Source organism: Acidocella aluminiidurans (assembly GCF_055383125.1).
This window is the reverse complement of record NZ_AP031589.1, coordinates 1,892,354-1,907,269: the sequence shown is the minus strand read 5'-3', so window position 1 is coordinate 1,907,269 and position 14,916 is coordinate 1,892,354. Positions and strand designations below refer to the sequence as shown.

Genomic DNA, 14,916 nt, shown 5'->3' with positions numbered 1-14,916 from the left:
GTTGGTCAGGCGAGGCGCTCAAAGCGGATATGCGAGGCTTCGCTGTGGCCTGACCGCCGTGACGCGCGCGACGTCTTCCATGACGCGCACCGTCTCCGAGGACGCGAGCGCGGCATGCATAGCCGCCTCATCCCGAAATACACACGGGGCAATGGCGATAATCCCGCTGCCATCACCTTCTGGGAAGAAACCTGCTACGCTTTCCAGTCCGTATTTCGTCCAAGCATCGCGAACCAACGGAAGATGCACGTTGATCCAATGTGTTCGGTCGAATGGCGTTTCTGTGGTTCCGCCGTAAGTCACATACATTGTTACCATTTTTACGAAGTCCTTGACTGCGGGGCGAGGTAATCAGAAATTCGTCTCGATCGCGGTTGCGCGCCAGCGATCCATATCTTCTTGGAACGCCGCAATCTTGCGTTCCGCGATGCCATAGGCGATCGGACCGAGCGGCAGGTGCAAAGGCGGCTCTTCAGCGTCGATTGCGCTGATCATGACGGCAATCGCCTTAGCCGGATCGCCCGCCTGTTTGCCATCGTTCGTGTCGCGATAGTGGCGCAGCTTGCCTGCGGTTTCTTGGTAGGCATCGATCTGGCGGTCAGCGATGGCCATGGAGCGGCCCAGGAAGTCGGTGCGGAACGGCCCGGGTTCTACGATGATGACCTTCAGGCCGAGAGGCGCCACCTCCTGCGCCAAGGCTTCCGAGAGCCCCTCGACAGCGAATTTCGTGGCATTGTAGTAGCCATAGCCCGCCGCACCCGCGATGCCGGCGCCGGAGGAGATGTTCACGATCCGGCTACCCGGTTGACGCCTCAGAGCGGGGAGAGCCGCTCTCGTCGTTTCGATCAGGCCGAAGACATTGGTCTCGAACATAGGGCGATATTCGGAAGGCTCTGCTTCCTCGATCGCGCCCATGAAGCCGAACCCGGCATTGTTGACCAGGATATTCAAGCCGCCGAACTGATCTTCCGCGAAGGCCACTGCCGCTGCTGCTTGCCCGGGCCGGGTGACGTCCAGCGCGAAGGAGCGCAGGTTCTTGGGGAACCGCGATGCCAGTTGATCGAGCGAGCGGATATCACGTGCCGTGGCGACGACCTGATCTCCCCGGGATGCGACCGTTTCGGCAAGCTGATAGCCAAGGCCGGACGAGCAGCCGGTGATGAGCCATGTTTTCAAGGCAAAATCTCCTGTCGATGGATGTGTCGTACGCCGCTGAGCGACGGCGGGGCCGGTGCCGAGCGATCAGTGATCGTGGCCGCGCGATGCGGTTTGGCTGCTGAGCCAGGCGAGAACGGGTTGCAAAGCGGCGTCGGAATTCTTTTCGTAGATCAGTCCGTGGCCATTTCCGAACACGCCGTGATCCGGCAGGTGCAGGAGCTCGGCAGCAGCGCCCGCGGCTTTCAGCTGCGCGATGATCGGCGTGCTCGCGGCTGCAAAGGCCGAGGCTTCACCGGTGACCGCGACGATTGGCAGGTTCGCCAAGGCCGGCAGCTTGAACGCGCCTGGAGCGGCGGCGCGCAGCATGTCCGGTGAGGCCGGAGACGGCTCGAACGTCAACGGTGGTGCCGTCAACCCCCAGGTCATGGGACCAATATTGGGAATATCTGCGAAGGGTGGACCCATCGGCTCCACCGCAACGATGGCCTTGACCTCGCCGGGTCGGCGATCCGCCACCAGCCAACCGACAGGGCCGGATGCCGAGTGCGTCAGCAAGATCGAGGGCCCGATCCGGTCGAGCAGTCGCCCGATGGCATCAGCCTCCAGGCTTTGGGAAAAGGCGAGATCCGCGGGCAGCGGCCCGTATCCGGCAATGAATTCGTCCATCGCCGCCTCGTCGGCGGGATCGAACGGCCATTGCGTGTGGTTCGACGTGCCCTTCTGGGGGAAATAGATTTTACGGCCGTTTTCATAGGAGAAGGGCGGTCCCATCGCCCCCATAGTCTCCACATGGAACGGGGAGCGGCCTTGCCCGGGTCGATCGACCAGGACGGTGGCATATCCGGCCTCAACGAGCCGCTGCGCCCAGCCGGGCCGGCCGTCCGGTGTATCTAGCCATTCGGTGGCTTGATAGCCGCCGCCATGCAGGAGCACGATCGGGAAAGGTTGGGTTACAGCCTCAGGCGTTTCCCATTCCGCGAAGAGCGGCCCGCGCTGATAGGTCAGGCCGGAGATACGCACGCGTTCCCCAGGTATCCAGAGATGGCCACGCCTTGTCTGCCGAACGGGCGTTCCGGCCCAAAAGGGTTTGCGCTCCAACATAAAGTCCTCCGATGGGCTTGGGCCTATGTTGGGCATCCAAAAATGTTCTACAATAAACAGATATGAACGATATCCGTTCAGTTTTGTGGGGCGCTGATGGATTGGAGCGACGTGCGCATTTTTCTGGCCATAGCGCGCAACGGCACTTTGGGAGCGGCCGCCCGGACGCTTGGCTTGAGCCATCCAACCATGGGAAGGCGATTGCAGGCGATGGAGCAAGCAACAGGCCAGGTGCTGTTCCAGAGAACCGCAGAAGGGTTTGTCCTGACCGAAGAGGGCGCAGCCATTCTGCCGCTTGCAGAACAGATGGAGGACAGCGCCCTTGCCATGGAAAGGCGGCTGGCGGGGCAGGTGCAAAAGCTCGAAGGCACCCTTAGAATTTCATCTGCGGATTGGTTTGGCGCCTATGTCCTTTCGCCGATACTGGAGGAATACGGGCGTACCTATCCCCATGTCGAGATCGAGGTACTGACGGGGACGCGCCTGTTCAATCTCGCGCAGCGCGAAGCGGATATTGCCTTTCGCATCGTGCCCTTTGATGCGCCGGACATTGTGCAGAGGCGGCTACGCCATATGCCGTATGGCGTCTATGTTGCGACATCCTCGCCGGATCCCTATGTCGGTGACGGTAGCGGCTCCCGACTTATCGTAATGGACACGTCGACCGGCGCCTTTCCCGATATCGCCTGGTTGCAAGACCGCTTCCCTCGGGCGAGCCTTGCCCTGAAGTCCAACAATCGGAATGTCCAGGCCCATATGTGTGCAAGGGGAATCGGGATCGCCGTTCTGCCCCGACCAGTCGGCGATCAGACTGCCGGCATCAGGCGCCTCGATCTCGGTGAGGACCCTCCGTCGCGCGAGATCTGGATGGGCTATCACCGTGACCTGAGGCGCTTGCAGCGTCTGCGTGCGTTCGTCGATATTGCTACTCGCAGCGAGTGACTCTGCCATTATGCCAATGGTGGCCTTGAAGGATACGATCAAGGGGGAAGCGGCGCGCAAGCAAGCGCTGCGACGACTCTCATTTCGATCGTTAGTTCTGGTCTATCCGAAGCCTGCATTGAGCTATGCGAGTTGCTCAGTCGACAGCAGGGCACGTGTCTCGGTGACTACGCGAAACCCAAAACTCGGATCGCGGGCGAGCACGGAGCCAAGCATTGGTTGGCCGCCATCATCGTAATAAGTGCCCGTCTGGTCTAATTTACTGGTCAATATCGAAGTGATGACGCGTGCGGCTCTCTTTGGTGTGCTCCAGTATTTAACGAAGGGAGCGAACAAAGTAAGAATGTACTTCGAGACAAAGCGAACCGGAGCGGGAGCCTCGCGCGCCAGATTCGTCGCCGGCGTGAAGCCAGGCTCGACCGCGTTGATGTGCAGCCGCGGGTTCTCGCGGGCAAGCGCCAACGCTGCGGCGAGGACGCATTGCTTGGAGGTGGCATAGCCATCCGCCCCCGCCATGGTGGACCCACCAGCCTCCCACTCGCCGCGCGTGCTCGCCTCGACGGAGATGAAGCGCCCGCCGCGATATCCGGCGGCCACGGCGGGTTTGCGCTCAGGGTCTTCGACCCCGGAGGCTACGAAGAGAATGTTTGCTCCGTCGGGAAGATGAGGCAACAGCGCCTCCGTCAGCACGAATGGTCCGAGGTGGTTCGTCGCAAACGTCTTGTCCCAACCCTGGGCGTTCTGTGTTCCGGGCACTCCATGAATCCCCGCGTTGTTGAGCAGGCCGGCGATCGGAAGTCGAAGAGCCGCGATCTCAGCGGCCGCACGCCGCACGTTTGCAATGTCGGACAGGTCGCATACGATTGTAGCCGCACTCATGCCTTTTTTCTCGACGAGCTTTTGAACTTCGCCGAGCCGGTTGGGGTCACGTCCGACCAGCACGACCGTTCCATGCTTGGAGAGTTCCAGGGCTGTGGCCCTACCTATCCCGGACGTGGGACCGGTGACGATGTACGCTTTTCGGTTCGCCAGAGAGGGTTTCGAATTCGCGGCCGCCATGCCTACCTCCGTAATTAATAACTGCCTAGTCACTTATTATATGGGGAAAATTTAGTTGAGCATTCGCCAAAGGCCATCAAAGGCGGTCATGCAATGCTTCTCCGCATTGGCTGGATCGTTGATCATGAAATCCATCGTCGCGTCCGCCATCGCGCTCATCAGCGCGGCAACAAGCCCTATCGGCGCATCGCGCAACGGACCGTTCTTGCGGCTGCGCTCCAGCAACGCGGCTATGCCCATCACCGCGTGCCCACTGGCTTTTCGACTCTCTTCGGTGATCTCGTCCCATACGCTCAAGCGCGCAAGTGCCCGACGCTTTTCCGGACATTCGACTGCCCACTGGGCCCAGTTGCACCACATGTGGAGCTGTCCGTCGTCGAATGATTTGGGACAATTGGCAGCGTGATTTAACGGAGGTTTTGGCTCACCTATTGGGTTAAAAGTTTAAGCGGCTATTTGGTTATGGCGCAAGCGTCTTTGCTGGATGGTTTGACGCTTGATTTGTTCCCGCTCACGCAGGATGCCCTGGGCCCTGCCATGATAGGCATCGGCTGGCGTAACGTTGCCGAGGCTCTCATGATAGCGGCGGTGGTTGTAATGCTCGATGAAGGCGCCGATTTGGCGTTCAAGATCACCCGGCAGGTAATAGTTTTCGAGCAATATGCGGTTTTTCAACGTCTGATGCCAGCGCTCGATCTTGCCCTGGGTTTGCGGATGACACGGCGCACCACGGATGTGCTCGATATTTCGCCGCCCGAGCCATTTGGCCAGATCGTCGGCGATGTAACACGGCCCGTTATCGGACAGCAGGCGCGGCCTTTGCGCGACTTTAGCTGAGGCGCGGCCTGAAGCTTCGAGGGCCAGGGTCAGTGTGTCGGTAACATCCTCGACCTGCATCGTGGTGCATAGCTTCCAGGCGATCACGTAACGCGAATAATCATCGAGGATGGTTGAGAGATACATCCACCCCCAGCCGATGACTTTCAAATACGTGAAGTCTGTCTGCCAGAGCTGGTTCGGCGCCGTGGTTTTGGTTTTGAATTCATTAGCCGCTTTGACGACGATGAAGGCTGGCGAGGTGATCAGATCGTGCGCCTTGAGCAGCCGGTAGACCGATGCTTCGGAGACGAAATAGCTTTCTGTATCCGTGAACGTCACTGCCAACTCCCGCGGGCTGAGCTCAGGCTTGTCCAAAGCCAGATTGATGATTTTATCGCGCACGTCATCGCCTATGCGGTTCCACACGCGGTCTGGCTTTGAGGGGCGGTCAGCCAACGCCTCAGGCCCGCCGGCACGATAGTGCTCGTACCAGCGATAGAATGTCGGGCGGGGGATGCCGAGCTGCTCCAGCGTCCGGCGCACCGGTAGGTGCGATTGTTCAACCAACCGGATGATCTCCAACTTCTCAGCGGCGGAATACCTCATTCGTGGCCGTCCCCAGCCCCGATCATGCTTTTTTTAAGTAGGCGCAGCTCGAGCGCCTGCTCGGCTACCACCTCCTTGAGGGCCTGGGCTTCATGGCGCAGCGCCTTTACCTCGCCTGAGGTCGCTTCCCGCGCTGTATCGCCCGCCAGGCGGCGCTTGCCCGCTTCAAGGAATTCCTTGGACCAGGAATAATACATGCTCTCGGCAATACCCTCACGCCGGCACAGCTCGGCGATGCTGTGCTCGCCGCGCAGCCCTCCAACACAATGCGGATTTTATCTTCCGCCGAATAATGCCGCCGGGTCGCCCGGCGAATGTCACGCACCACCGCCTCGGCAGGCGGTTTTGAAGTCGAGGATTTCTGGCTCATCTACGCTCCTTCGTCGCTACGATGAGCCAGAAATCCTCCCTTACTCAAGATGCCAAATCTGTCTCATGGGCGCTGACGGGGGACACATCTTTCGGGCACTCTCATGGACGGGGCATGCACCGCATCAGCAAATGCGCCCCACCAGCGCCGGGTGGGCGGGCCTGCACGCGCTCGATGAGCGTTACGCGCGCGACGAAATCAAGCGCGAGGAATATCTGCAGAAAAAACACGATATTCTGGGCAACTGACCGCCTCAAGGCCACGGCTGGTGAGGCCGATAGGCATCACGCCTGAGTTTTTTCCGAAAGTGTAGGATTAGGAGACGTCGGAACCTATTCCTGAAGGAATGACGAACGTCTCGCCCGGTGTCGGACCGATACCAAAACGCCCCGGCGAAGCGGGGCGTTGGGTCTGATCAGCCTTTGGCCGGATAAGTAAAGTTGAAGCTTTCCGTGAAGGGTTTCCACCAGGGCGGAATACCGGTCGCGGCGTCTGTATGGCGGTAATATCCGTTCACCGAGGGCGGCTCGAAGCTGTAGAGAACATGATATGTTCCCGGGCCGTCCATTGCCAGGCTATCCGCATAATGAGGCCCATCATCGGCGGACATCGGCAGAAGCACACCCTTATGGCTCCAATTCGTTCCCTCCTTTGTCAGCGTGTAGCTTATCTTGACGTAGGGAATCCAAGCTTGATCAGCGTAACCCCAGCGATTATTCGCGGTGGCGTGCAGATCCACTTCCAAATGAATCGTATCCGGCCCCATCGGCATGTCGGGTGGCATCGGGTCCATCTTCACGCCGAGCAGATAGGATGAAACGATTTCCATATCGTCCTGGTGGTCAGGACCGCCGATATAATATTCCTTGGCCTGGGCAGCCATGGCGACGAGACTGAACAGCGAGACAAGTGGGATAAGCTTACGCATGATTCAAATTTCCTGTAGAAGAATGTTTTGATTTTGAAGGCCGGTGAGACAGCCAGAGCAGCACGCAAAGCGTAACAATCCAGGCCAGCAGCTGTATGCCCATCGGTCTGTCTGAATACCCAAGAAGAGCCTGGGCAGCCTTGCCGGCAATGGAGCCTGTGGAGAGCAGGCCGGAACTGTTCCACAGCTGATAGCCCAACGCCGGAATATAATCGTCATTGGCCAAGAGGGCGGCGGCCTGCCCCGCCATCCCCGCGGCGAGCAGAGAAATAAGCGAGGAGGTGACACCGAACAGATGCCGCAACGGGATGGCCAGCAGCCCCCGGTAAAGCGTCCAGGACACCGCCCCGCCCGCCAGAACGCCCAGAATGCCGCCGCTGATGAGCGACGCGGCACTGAGATTCGCCGCCGTGGCAATGCCGTACAGAAAGAGCGCCACCTCCGAGCCTTCCCGTAAAATCGCGATGGCGATGACCACGGCCATGGCCATCATGGTGCGCCGGCCGGCCAGCACCTCAGCCCCCATGTCGCGCATCTGCACGGCCATCTCCCTGCCGTGCCGGGCCATCCAGGCCGCATGCCAGGCCAACATCAGCACGGCAAAAATCAGAATCGCCGCGTCGAATACGTCCTGCCCATTTCCGGCGAACATCTGGGTGAGTTCGCCCAGAAGGGCTGCGAGCAATCCTGCTCCGGCGAGACCAGCGAACAATCCGCCCCAAAGATAGCGCCCCCGGCGCGGCACGCCGGCTGTCGCGGCCATGACGATGCCAACGATGAGCCCCGCTTCCAAGACCTCACGAAACACAATGATGAAGCTGGCCAGCATCTATTTGGCTTCCACAATGCCGTGCGCGGCTTCAGGGTGGTAATCATCGTAGAATTTGTACCGCCCGGGGCTCAACGGCCCAGCCATCACAGAGATGGTTTGGCCGGGCATGAGAATTTTCTCGACCCGCAAATCCGGGCTTTCGAATTCATCCGGTGTGGTGTCATGGCTGGTTACCAGCAGTTTAAACCGGCTGCCGGCCGGCACGACGATATGGTCCGGCGTGAAATGGTGAGCCTCCAGCACCAAGCTGAGCGGTGCTGCCATGCCGGCCACGGGCAACAGCGATGCTACAACCCCAACGGCCAGATACCTGAAATAAATGGCTTTACTTGCCATGAGAGCCGCACTCCGTCAATTGCAAATAATTATCGATTGCTGTAAGAGCTACTTATTGAAAACGATTCTCGTTATCAAGTGGCTTGAGCAAATATTATCCTGGGATAATGCAGTATGACTTTTGGTGTTGAGGTCGCGAACGCGCTCGATCCTTACCGGATTCCGGCCGGCTGGCTGGTGGCGTTGTATAATCGCGATATCACGGTGGCGCTTCAGCCGTGGCAGTTTCTCATTCGTGCCCTGCATGTGGCGGCTGTTTGCGTGTTTTTCGGGGCCTTATGCATATTAGATCTGCGCTTGCTGGGTTTTGCGCCTGACCTGCCCGTTCGGCCATTGCTGCGTTTGGTGTTGCCGGTTGTGTACGCGGCATTTGGACTTGCCTTGCTAACCGGCTTCACATTGTTCTTTTACGACCCGGTTGCGGTTGGCAGCCATGACTGGCTGACGCCGAAGCTGCTATTCATTGCCCTTGGGGTTGCGAACGCAATCTGGTTCAACAGGCGATATCTTTCGCCCCAGCTTGCCTCCAACGATGAAGTCCGGACGGGCCACTGGGCCGTGTTTGTCTCCTTGGCGCTGTGGGGCGCGGCGATATTCTGTGCGTGCCTTAATGCTGAACCGCCGCCCCGGCTATATCTGGGGAGCTAGCCCACTCAAGTCTCTCAAGCGGCGGCGCCTTCGGCAAATCTGGCGCGGTTCACTTCAGAGCGGGGCAAGCGCAGCACGGTCAATTCCGGGCAGCACCTCCAATCGGTCGATCTTTGCCGAGCTCGCTCTGGTCGGATCGCGGCGCCGGCCGAGCTGCTTTCCCCGCCGCCGCGCGTGGCCCTGCTGTGGTTCGGCCCAAGCAATTGCCTTTATCCCGTTGAAATAAGGCTTGCATCGCATCCCTAATCGCCGCAGACTGAAGTTGCCGGCGAAGGCTGATGGTGTGAGCCACTCAGCGGGGAGCGCTCGGCAACACGGCCCGCGTCTTCAATAAAATTTTCAACGGGGCGAGATGATGAAACATCCCGGGCTGCTTGCCGTTATTCCATTTATTGGCATGTTAATTGGGCCGGTGGTCCATAACAGTGTCACCCCCTATATCTTGGGAATGCCCTTCAGCCTCGGCTGGATCGTGCTCTGGGTGTTTCTCACCTCTGGCATCATGGCGCTGATCCATCATCTGCAATCGCGCAAAGAGGGGGCTGGCCGATGAGCATCGCCCTGCTTTTGCTGGCCCTGGCCGCCCTGGTGGCGCTGGGGCTTGGTGTTTCCGCGCGCAGCGGCCATGCGATGGGGCTGCAGCAATGGACGGTGGCCGGGCGCGGGCTTGGCACCTTGTTCGTCTTCCTGCTGCTGGCGGGCGAGATCTACACCACCTTCACCTTCCTCGGCGCCGCCGGCTATGCCTACGGGTTCGGCGCGCCCTGCTACTACATCGTCGCCTACGGCACGCTGGCCTACGTGATCTCGTATTTCATCCTGCCGCCGGTCTGGACCTATGCGCGCGAGCATAATCTGGTCTCGCAGCCGGATTTCTTCGCGCATAAATATAAGAGCAAGCCGCTTGGCATCTTTGTCGCCCTGGTCGGCATCGTGGCGCTGATTCCCTATCTGGTGCTGCAATTCGTCGGTCTCGGCGTGATTGTCGAGGCGGCAAGTTACGGTTCAATCCACAAGACCGCCTCCGTGCTGATCGGCGCGGCGGTGGTGGTGCTGTATGTGATCACCTCCGGCGTACGCGGCACCGCCTGGACGGCGGTGGTGAAGGATGTGATGATCCTTTCTGTCGCCGCCTTTCTCGGCTTCTACCTGCCGATCCATTATTACGGCAGCATCCCGCATATGTTCGAGGCGGTGGACAAGGCGCGGCCGGGCTTCCTGGCCTTTGCCGCCAGCGGGCAGAGTGTCTCCTGGTTCGTCTCCACAGTGTTGCTGACAGCGCTTGGCTTTTTCATGTGGCCGCAAGCCATGGGGGCCTGCTACACCGCGCGCGATGCTGATGTGTTCCGCAAGAACGCGATCGTGCTGCCGCTCTATCAGCTGGTGATGCTGTTCATCATCTTTGTCGGATTTACGGCGTTTCTGCAGGTGCCGGGCCTGAAAGGCGGGGCGACGAATTCGGCGCTGCTGAAAATCGTTGTCGCCAGCTTTCCGCCGGCGGTGGTCGGCATTGTCGGCGCCGCCGGGGTGTTGACGGCGCTCGTGCCGGGCTCGCTGATCATCATGAGCGCGGCGACACTTTGCGCGCGTAACGTGGTGGCGCCGCTCTGGCCGCAGATCAGCGACGAGACCACCGTGCTGCTGGCGAAAATCCTGGTGCCGGTGATTGCGCTGATCGGGGCCGGCTTCGCCATCGCCGGGAACTCGACGATCGTGGCGTTGCTGCTGATGGGCTATAGTTTCGTCACCCAGCTCTTTCCCGCGCTGGTCAGCAGCCTGCTGCCGAACAGCCCGGTGACAAAATGGGGCGCCTTTGCCGGCATCGCCGCTGGTGTCGCCACTGTCGTCTATCTCTCCCTCGCGCATCAGACGATGGGCACGCTCTTCCCCGCCTTGCCGGAAATGGTTCGGGATCTGAATGTCGGCATCGTCGCGCTGATCGTCAATCTGATCTCGCTGGGGATTGTCAGCGCCTTCACTGCCCGGCGCTCCGGGGTGGGGCTGCGCGACGAGCACGGCCAGGCCTGACGGGATTTGGAGATGCGCCGCCGCGGTTACGGGTGAGGGGCCTGCCGGTCCGCCGCGCTACTATCCTGCAGGAGCAGTGCGGCGAACTGGGCGGCAGCCGGCGAGGGCAGGCGTAGCGCCGGTTCCAGAAGATAGAGCGTGCGCCACAGCTCCAGATCCTCGATCGGCACGAAGCGGATCGAGCGATCCTCGAACAGGGATGCGGCATTTTTTGGCATCAGCGAGACCCCAACCCCGGCGCGGATCATGCAGAGCTGGGCGATGGTGGAATGGGCCAGCAGCGTCGTCTGCCGGTAGGCTTCGGGCAGTTGCCGGCAATGCAGCAGCAATTGCTGGGTGCCGGTTGCGGCGGAGAGCGAGATCAGGCTGGCAGGGTCGATCTCCTGCAGCCGCACCTGCGCGCGCCCGGCCAGCTTATGCCCGGCGGCACAGACCAGCCCGAAGCGGTCGCGTTCGATTTTCGTCTGCCGCAGATCCGGCGATGATTTGGCCCGCCCGGCAATCGCCAGATCCAGCCGCCCATCGGAGACCATATCCGCCAGCGCCTCGGCGACATCGTCATGCAGCTGGCAGGCGATGCCGGGGTTGAGCTGGCGAAACCGCGCCAGCGCGGGGGCGACGCGGCGCGAGATGGCCGAGGGTGAGGCGCCGATGGCCAGCTGCCCGGTTCGCAGCCGGGCCTGATCGCACAGCTTTTCCACCGCATCATCGAGCCCGGCCAGCAGCGGCGCGGTTTCGCGCAGGAAGGCGAGGCCGAGCAAGGTGGGGGCAGGCGGGCGGGTGGTGCGGTCGAACAGAGGCGCGCCGGCTTCCGCTTCCAGCTGGCGGATGGTTTCGGTGAGGGCGGAGGGCACGATGCCCAGCGCCGCCGCGGCGCGGGTGAAACTGCCCTGCGCCCAGATCGCGTGCAGCGCCCGCAGATGCCGTAGTGTGATGTTCAGATTATTTGAATTTAGCTTCATATTTTTCTATTTTTACGAACGCGCCGTCTGTGTTTCAAGTGGTCCATAAACGGGAGGCAGGCATGGACGGTATGGGTGCGGAGATGGATCAGGTGACGCGCTTCGCCTCTGCCCTGCGCAAAGCCGGGTTTGGCGGCGAGATCGAGACCGAGGTGGCGCTGCGCGTGGCGATGTCCACCGATAATTCCGTTTATCAGATCCTGCCTGACATCATCGTGGCGCCGCGCGATGCCGAGGATATGGCGCGGCTGGCGGCGGTGCTGGACCAGCCGGTCTTTCGCAGCCTGGGGGTGACGGCGCGCGGCGGCGGCACCGGCACCAACGGGCAGAGCCTGAACCGGGGCGTCATCGTCGATACCAGGCGGCATATGAACCGGGTGCTGGCGGTGGATGCGCAGGCAGGCTGGGCGGATGTGGAGCCGGGCGTGGTGCTGGACGCGTTGAACGACGCGCTGCGCCCGAGCGGCTGGTTCTTCGCGCCAGAAACCTCGACCTCCACCCGTTGCACCATCGGCGGCATGGTCAGCACCGATGCCTCGGGCAAAGGCTCGCGGATTTATGGCAAGACCAGCGACAATATCATCGGGCTGGAGCTGGCGCGGCCGGAAGGGCTGCTCTCCAGCCTGGCCGCGCCGCCGGATTGGGCCACCGGGATGCTGGCGCGGGCGGAGGCGGCGGCGCGGGCCGGGCGGGCGGCCTTCATCGCCCATACGCCGCGGCTGAACCGGCGTTTCACCGGCTATGATCTGGAGCGCGCCTGCCCTGAGGCGGGCGGGTTTGAATGGTGGCGGCTGTTTCTGGGGGCGGAGGGTACGCTCGGGCTGATCTCGCGCATCCGGGTGAAGCTGCGGCGGATCGAGCCGGAGAAGCGGCTGCTGGTGGTGGGGTTCGACCAGTTTCGCCAGGCCTTGGCCGCTGCCGGGGCGCTGATGGCGTTCGAGCCCACCGCCATCGAGGTGATGGATGAGCGGGTCCAGGCCCTGGCCGGCGAGGCGGGGATATTGGAGCGGCTGCCGCCCACCTTGCGCGCCGAGGCGGGCCAGCGCCTGGCCTATGTGTTCATCGAGTTCAACGGCACCGACGGGCTGGCGCTGGAGGCGCAGCTGGAAGCCTGCCGCGCCTGCCTGGACGGGCTGGAGGGCGCGCGGGCGGTGCATATGGCGCAGGGGCTGGCGGAGATTAAAGCGCTCTGGGCGATCCGTTCCGCCGGGGTCGGGCTGTTGGGCAAGGTCCAGGGCGCGGCGCGGCCGGTGGCGTTTGTCGAGGATTGCGTGGTGCCGCCGGAAAACCTCCCGGCCTTCCTGGATGAGTTCCTGGCGGTGCTGGAGGGGCATGGGCTGGAATTCGGCATTTACGGGCATGTGGATGTCGGCTGCCTGCATGTGCGCCCGGCGCTGAATATCGACAGCGCAGAGGGCCGGCAGACGCTGGGTGCGGTTTCCGATGCGGTGTTCGCGCTCACCCGCAAATATGGCGGGGTGTTCTGGGGCGAGCACGGCAAGGGGGTGCGCGGCGCCTATCTGCGGGACTGGATCGGCGAGGAGGCTTATGCGGCGCTGCGCCAAGTGAAGGCGGCGTTCGACCCGCAAGGGCGCTTCAATCCCGGCAAGCTGGTCACTGGGGATGACGGCGCGTTGGGCATTCTCACCACCCCGTTCCGGCCCTTCAACGCGCCGGATGGCGATGCGCTGGCCGGGGCGTTTCGCTGCAACGGCAATGCGCAATGTCTGAGCTATGAGGCGCGCACGCCGATGTGCCCCTCCTACAAGGCGACGGCGGATTTGCGGCAGAGCCCGAAGGGGCGGGCGGACGCGCTACGGGAATGGCATCGCCAGCGCCAGAGCGGGCCAGCGGACGCGGCGCTGGAGGCCGGGCTGCTGGCGATTCTGGATGGCTGCCTGGGCTGCAAGGCCTGCGCCTCAACCTGCCCGGTGCAGGTGGATGTGCCTGGGCTGCGCAGCGCCTTCTATGCGGATTATTATGCCCGCCACACCCGCCCTCTGGCGGACCGGCTGGCGCTGCTGGGCGAGCGGCTGAGCCCCGTTTTGGCCGCCTGCGCCCCTGTGCTGCGTCCGGTTTGGCCAATGCTGGCAAAGCTGGGCGGGCTACTGGGGATGCAGGATCTGCCGGGGCATTTCGCGCCGAAGCCGCCGCGCCGCTACCGGCTGGATCAGCTACCGCAAGATGTCTCGGCGTTGGGCGTGCGGCCGGTGGTGCTGGTGCAGGACTGGTTCAGCGCCCTGTTCGACGGCGCCGCCCAGCGTGATGCCATCGCCGGGCTGGAGGCGCTTGGCTATCGCCCCTGGCTGCTCAAGCTGCATCCGGCGGGCAAGGTGGCGCAGACATTCGGCGCGCTGCCCGCTTTCAAGGCGATGGCGGCGCGGCTCTGCGCGGCGCTCGCGGGGCTGGAGCGGCTGGGGGCGCCTTTGGTCGGGCTCGACCCGGCTTTGGTGATGCAGCTGCGTCAGGATTATCCGAAGGCTGGCTTTACCCCTCCGCCTGTGGCCTTGCCGCAGGAATTTCTGGTGCGGGAGATGGAGGCGGGGCGGGTTTTCCCGCAAGCCCACGCCGACGGGAGGATGCGGCTGTTCAGCCATTGCACGGAAAGTACCGCTTTGCCGGCCGCCGGGGCGTTGTGGCAACGCGTTTATGCGGCGCTGGGGCTGGCGGTGGAGACGCCCTCCACCGGCTGTTGCGGCATGGCCGGGCTGTTCGGGCACCAGGAGCGCCACCAGGACGTCTCGCGGCGTCTGTTCGATCTCTCCTGGCGGGGGAAGCTGGAGGGCGGAGCGCAGATGGCCGCGAGCGGCTTTTCCTGCCGCTGCCAGGCGGCGCGCCTGGCCGGCAAAAGCTTGCGTCACCCGCTCGGCCTCATCGCCCAGGCGTTGACCGAGAAAGCCCCATGAAATTGCTCGCCAAAATAAAAGTTTGAGGCCCAAAACCGGAAAACGCGGTGCCGGGGGACGAAATGGCCGCCGGTGATGTCGGGCGCTTGACAGGCTAATATATTAGTGCATTTTTCGGTCTAAAGCGTGAAACGAGCCAGGAGGAAACATGTCATGCCGGGTGTCCCCGGCATCGTGGGCCCGCGCGGCTTGGCGCTGTTGGTTTGGCATTATCGTAGAGG

At 62.2% G+C, this 14,916-nt stretch carries 15 protein-coding genes and 1 pseudogene; 6 read left to right on the top strand and 10 right to left on the bottom strand.

Annotation, left to right across the window (positions count from 1 at the left end; genetic code table 11):
- Positions 1–18: 18 nt before the first annotated feature.
- From ACZ46S_RS09490 to ACZ46S_RS09480, 3 genes are all read right to left on the bottom strand, one after another.
- Positions 19–318, bottom strand: coding sequence for an EthD family reductase (locus ACZ46S_RS09490; RefSeq protein ID WP_464061514.1), 300 nt, complete (start codon positions 316–318; stop codon positions 19–21).
- A 33-nt stretch (positions 319–351) separates the two neighbouring features.
- Positions 352–1,176, bottom strand: a complete 825-nt coding sequence (locus ACZ46S_RS09485) for an oxidoreductase (RefSeq protein ID WP_464061513.1) — start codon at positions 1,174–1,176, stop codon at positions 352–354.
- Between the two features lie 66 nt (positions 1,177–1,242).
- Positions 1,243–2,178, bottom strand: a complete 936-nt coding sequence (locus tag ACZ46S_RS09480) for an alpha/beta fold hydrolase (protein WP_464061512.1) — start codon at positions 2,176–2,178, stop codon at positions 1,243–1,245.
- Between the two features lie 177 nt (positions 2,179–2,355).
- On the opposite strand from ACZ46S_RS09480, the gene ACZ46S_RS09475 reads away from it, so the two are divergent.
- Complete coding sequence (locus ACZ46S_RS09475) at positions 2,356–3,201, top strand: LysR family transcriptional regulator (protein ID WP_464061511.1); 846 nt, start codon at positions 2,356–2,358, stop codon at positions 3,199–3,201.
- A gap of 123 nt (positions 3,202–3,324) precedes the next feature.
- Here ACZ46S_RS09475 and ACZ46S_RS09470 read toward each other — a convergent pair whose 3' ends face one another.
- From ACZ46S_RS09470 to ACZ46S_RS09460, 3 genes and pseudogenes are all read right to left on the bottom strand, one after another.
- Complete coding sequence (locus ACZ46S_RS09470; protein ID WP_464061510.1) at positions 3,325–4,260, bottom strand: SDR family NAD(P)-dependent oxidoreductase; 936 nt, start codon at positions 4,258–4,260, stop codon at positions 3,325–3,327.
- A 51-nt stretch (positions 4,261–4,311) separates the two neighbouring features.
- Positions 4,312–4,557: a hypothetical protein gene (locus ACZ46S_RS09465; protein WP_464061509.1), complete on the bottom strand. Its 246-nt coding sequence runs from the start codon at positions 4,555–4,557 to the stop codon at positions 4,312–4,314.
- 147 nt (positions 4,558–4,704) lie between these two features.
- A pseudogene (locus ACZ46S_RS09460) lies at positions 4,705–6,055 on the bottom strand (IS3 family transposase).
- A 65-nt stretch (positions 6,056–6,120) separates the two neighbouring features.
- On the opposite strand from ACZ46S_RS09460, the gene ACZ46S_RS09455 reads away from it, so the two are divergent.
- A complete protein-coding gene (locus ACZ46S_RS09455) occupies positions 6,121–6,303 on the top strand; it encodes an SHOCT domain-containing protein (protein ID WP_464061508.1) in 183 nt (60 codons plus the stop codon).
- Positions 6,304–6,470: 167 nt separating this feature from the next.
- Here the strand turns inward: ACZ46S_RS09455 and ACZ46S_RS09450 are convergent, their stop codons facing one another.
- Genes ACZ46S_RS09450 through ACZ46S_RS09440 form a run of 3 tightly spaced genes read right to left on the bottom strand, consistent with a single transcriptional unit; the run spans position 6,471 to position 8,151 of the window.
- Positions 6,471–6,983 carry an iron transporter gene (locus ACZ46S_RS09450; RefSeq protein WP_464061507.1) on the bottom strand — a complete coding sequence of 171 codons (513 nt, stop codon included), beginning with the start codon at positions 6,981–6,983 and terminating at the stop codon, positions 6,471–6,473.
- Positions 6,976–7,812 carry an FTR1 family iron permease gene (locus ACZ46S_RS09445; RefSeq protein WP_464061506.1) on the bottom strand — a complete coding sequence of 279 codons (837 nt, stop codon included), beginning with the start codon at positions 7,810–7,812 and terminating at the stop codon, positions 6,976–6,978. The genes ACZ46S_RS09450 and ACZ46S_RS09445 overlap by 8 nt, the downstream gene beginning before the upstream one ends.
- A complete protein-coding gene (locus ACZ46S_RS09440) occupies positions 7,813–8,151 on the bottom strand; it encodes a cupredoxin domain-containing protein (RefSeq protein WP_295745865.1) in 339 nt (112 codons plus the stop codon).
- A gap of 114 nt (positions 8,152–8,265) precedes the next feature.
- Between ACZ46S_RS09440 and ACZ46S_RS09435 the strand changes: the two genes are divergently transcribed.
- The 3 genes from ACZ46S_RS09435 to ACZ46S_RS09425 all read left to right on the top strand — a co-directional run bounded on the left by ACZ46S_RS09435 (position 8,266) and on the right by ACZ46S_RS09425 (position 10,827).
- Positions 8,266–8,799, top strand: coding sequence for a hypothetical protein (locus ACZ46S_RS09435; protein ID WP_295745862.1), 534 nt, complete (start codon positions 8,266–8,268; stop codon positions 8,797–8,799).
- A 352-nt stretch (positions 8,800–9,151) separates the two neighbouring features.
- Entirely contained in the window at positions 9,152–9,352 is a 201-nt protein-coding gene (locus ACZ46S_RS09430) for a DUF3311 domain-containing protein (protein WP_295745859.1), read from the top strand.
- Positions 9,349–10,827: a sodium:solute symporter family protein gene (locus tag ACZ46S_RS09425; protein WP_464061505.1), complete on the top strand. Its 1,479-nt coding sequence runs from the start codon at positions 9,349–9,351 to the stop codon at positions 10,825–10,827. Before ACZ46S_RS09430 ends, ACZ46S_RS09425 begins: the two co-directional genes overlap by 4 nt.
- 26 nt (positions 10,828–10,853) lie before the next feature.
- Here ACZ46S_RS09425 and ACZ46S_RS09420 read toward each other — a convergent pair whose 3' ends face one another.
- Positions 10,854–11,789 carry a LysR family transcriptional regulator gene (locus tag ACZ46S_RS09420; RefSeq protein ID WP_464061504.1) on the bottom strand — a complete coding sequence of 312 codons (936 nt, stop codon included), beginning with the start codon at positions 11,787–11,789 and terminating at the stop codon, positions 10,854–10,856.
- A 62-nt stretch (positions 11,790–11,851) separates the two neighbouring features.
- On the opposite strand from ACZ46S_RS09420, the gene ACZ46S_RS09415 reads away from it, so the two are divergent.
- The gene (locus tag ACZ46S_RS09415) at positions 11,852–14,695 is read left to right on the top strand and encodes an FAD-binding and (Fe-S)-binding domain-containing protein (protein WP_464061503.1); all 2,844 of its coding nucleotides are present in this window, start codon (positions 11,852–11,854) and stop codon (positions 14,693–14,695) included.
- Positions 14,696–14,916 lie beyond the last annotated feature (221 nt).

Bases quoted from the DNA above. Each gene is read 5' to 3' on its own strand.
- ACZ46S_RS09490 (WP_464061514.1), bottom strand. From the start codon at position 318: ATGGTAACAATGTATGTGACTTACGGCGGAACCACAGAAACGCCATTC.
- ACZ46S_RS09475 (WP_464061511.1), top strand. From the start codon at position 2,356: ATGGATTGGAGCGACGTGCGCATTTTTCTGGCCATAGCGCGCAACGGC.
- ACZ46S_RS09470 (WP_464061510.1), bottom strand. From the start codon at position 4,260: ATGGCGGCCGCGAATTCGAAACCCTCTCTGGCGAACCGAAAAGCGTAC.
- ACZ46S_RS09455 (WP_464061508.1), top strand. From the start codon at position 6,121: ATGGGCGCTGACGGGGGACACATCTTTCGGGCACTCTCATGGACGGGG.
- ACZ46S_RS09450 (WP_464061507.1), bottom strand. From the start codon at position 6,983: ATGCGTAAGCTTATCCCACTTGTCTCGCTGTTCAGTCTCGTCGCCATG.
- ACZ46S_RS09445 (WP_464061506.1), bottom strand. From the start codon at position 7,812: ATGCTGGCCAGCTTCATCATTGTGTTTCGTGAGGTCTTGGAAGCGGGG.
- ACZ46S_RS09440 (WP_295745865.1), bottom strand. From the start codon at position 8,151: ATGGCAAGTAAAGCCATTTATTTCAGGTATCTGGCCGTTGGGGTTGTA.
- ACZ46S_RS09435 (WP_295745862.1), top strand. From the start codon at position 8,266: ATGACTTTTGGTGTTGAGGTCGCGAACGCGCTCGATCCTTACCGGATT.
- ACZ46S_RS09430 (WP_295745859.1), top strand. From the start codon at position 9,152: ATGATGAAACATCCCGGGCTGCTTGCCGTTATTCCATTTATTGGCATG.
- ACZ46S_RS09425 (WP_464061505.1), top strand. From the start codon at position 9,349: ATGAGCATCGCCCTGCTTTTGCTGGCCCTGGCCGCCCTGGTGGCGCTG.
- ACZ46S_RS09420 (WP_464061504.1), bottom strand. From the start codon at position 11,789: ATGAAGCTAAATTCAAATAATCTGAACATCACACTACGGCATCTGCGG.
- ACZ46S_RS09415 (WP_464061503.1), top strand. From the start codon at position 11,852: ATGGACGGTATGGGTGCGGAGATGGATCAGGTGACGCGCTTCGCCTCT.